The 2,355-nt window shown below is 67.3% G+C and carries 1 protein-coding gene; it reads left to right on the plus strand.

Translation table 11 applies throughout. The annotated features are described in order from the left end of the window. Positions 1-259: 259 nt before the first annotated feature. Positions 260-2,355 (plus strand): cation:proton antiporter (locus EOA38_RS33965; RefSeq protein WP_127301276.1); only part of this gene is annotated, 2,096 nt, incomplete at its 3' end.

Genomic DNA, 2,355 nt, shown 5'->3' on the forward strand with positions numbered 1-2,355 from the left:
TTTGAATCGAATTGTCGGGACGGTGCGTAATCTCCCCCCTTGAGGGGGAGATGGCCGCGCAGCGGCCAGAGGGGGTCGTCTCGCATAGAGCGCCAACCTCGTCACGGCGCACAAGACGCTGGCGCTTCACGCGAGGCGACCCCCTCTGTCGCCTTCGGCGACATCTCCCCCGGGAGAGGGGAGATCGCGGCCGTGCAACCGAAGCTCTCGCCAAACCGTTATCGCCGGGCATAATCGAGGGGTGCAGAAATTGTCCTTCATGCCCAACCGGCGCCGGCTGCTGTCGGTCTCTCTCGCGCTTGCGCCGGCGGCGCTCCTTTTGATGCCGGCTGTCGCCTGGGCCGCCGAGAAGAGCGGCATGTCCAGCGAAGGCATCTTCGTTCTCGAAATCATTTTGCTGCTCGTCGTCGGCCGCGGCATCGGCGAATTGCTGGAGCGGTTCGGCCAGCCGGCGGTTATGGGCCAGTTGATCGGCGGCATCCTGCTCGGCCCTTCGCTGCTCGGCTGGCTGTGGCCCGCGGCCGAGCGCGTGGTCTTTACGGGCGATGCCGCGCAAAAGTCGATGATCAATGCCATCGCCCAGCTCGGCGTGCTGATGCTTCTGCTGCTGACCGGCATGGAGACGGATTTGCGGCTGGTGCGCCGCGTCGGCCGCGCCTGCTTCTCCATCTCGGCCACGGGTGTCGCCGTGCCTTTCGTGCTGGGCTTCGCGGCGGCGCAATTCATGCCGGACACGTTGCTCGCCGCCGGCAGCGAGCGTGTCGTCGCCGGCCTGTTCCTTGGCACCGCGCTTTCGATCTCCTCGGTCAAGATCGTCGCCATGGTGGTGCGCGAGATGAACTTCATGCGTCGCGACCTCGGCCAGATCATCGTCTCCTCGGCCATCATCGAAGATACGATCGGCTGGGTGATCATCGCCATCACCATCGGCATCGCTACGCATGGCCGCATCGAGGCCGGCAGTCTGGCCTTCACGCTGGCCGGCGTTGCCGCCTTCATGGGTTTTTCCTTCACGCTCGGCCGGCGCATCGTCTTCGACGCCATCCGCTGGACCAACGACACCTTCCGCTCGGAATATGCGGTGGTCACCGTCATCCTCGCCATCATGGGCGCCATGGCGCTGATCACCGAGCTGATCGGCGTCCACACCGTGTTAGGCGCTTTCGTCGCCGGCATACTGGTCGGCGAGTCGCCGATCCTGTCGCGCCACATCGAGGGGCAATTGCGCGGAGTGATCACGGCACTTTTCATGCCGGTGTTCTTCGGTGTTGCCGGCTTGTCCGCCGACCTCACCGTGCTTGCCGACCCGGAGCTCGCGCTACTTACCGTAGCGCTGGTGGCGATCGCCAGCCTCGGCAAGTTTGGCGGCGCCTTCATCGGCGCCGAGCTCTCCGGCATGAGCCGCGCCGAGGGCATTGCGGTCGGCTGCGGCATGAACGCGCGCGGCTCGACCGAGGTCATCGTCGCCTCGATCGGCCTGTCGATCGGCGTGCTCTCGCACAACCTCTTCACCATGATCCTCACCATGGCCGTCATCACCACCTTGGCCATGCCGCCGACGCTGCGATGGACGCTCGGGCGCCTGACGATCGGCGAGGCGGAGAAGAAAAGGCTGGAGCGCGAGGAGGTCGACCAGCGCGGCTTCATCGCCAATCTGGAGCGGTTGCTGGTGGTGGTCGACGAGGGCGTGGTCGGCCGCTTCGCCGCCTACCTTGCCGGCGTAGTCGGCGCCGGCAAGCCGATGACGGTGCTGCATGCCAGCGGCGAAAGCGAAGCCGAGCCGGGCGAGGCTGCGCATCTGGACGAGATCGAGAAGGGCGCCGAGGAGGGTCGCGAGGCGGCGAAGGAAGCCGACGAGGAGCCCGTGCGTGAAGCCCCCTTGACCCGCCGCAGGCACGAGGTCCAGCTCTCGGCCGAGGCGGTGGCCAAGGAAGCGCGTAAGGGCTATGGCATGCTGCTCATCGGCCTCGGCCGCGCGGTGACCGCCAAGGGCGGTTTCTCGCACCGGCTGAACGAGGTTGCCGGCGCCTTCGACGGCCCGCTCTGCCTGGTGCTGAAACCCGTTGCCGCCGGGCGGCATATGCCGAGGCTTGGCCCCGAGTCGGGTCGTATCCTGGTGCCGGTCAACGGCACGTCGGTCGCTCGCCGTGGCGCCGAGCTGGCGTTGGCAATCGCCGCTGTCACCGGCGCGCCGGTCAAGATGCTCTACGTTGCGCGGGTCGGCCGCGACCAGCCGCGCGACGCCGTCTCGCATCGCCGCAGGGAGGCGGTGCTGAAGGACATTGTCGCGCTTGCCGACCGCTACGGCGTCGAGATCGAGACCGCCATCCGCTCGAGGCCTGCCGCCGCCGATGC

It is taken from the genome of Mesorhizobium sp. M1E.F.Ca.ET.041.01.1.1 (assembly GCF_003997355.1).
In the GTDB taxonomy this organism is placed as follows: Bacteria; Pseudomonadota; Alphaproteobacteria; order Rhizobiales; family Rhizobiaceae; genus Mesorhizobium.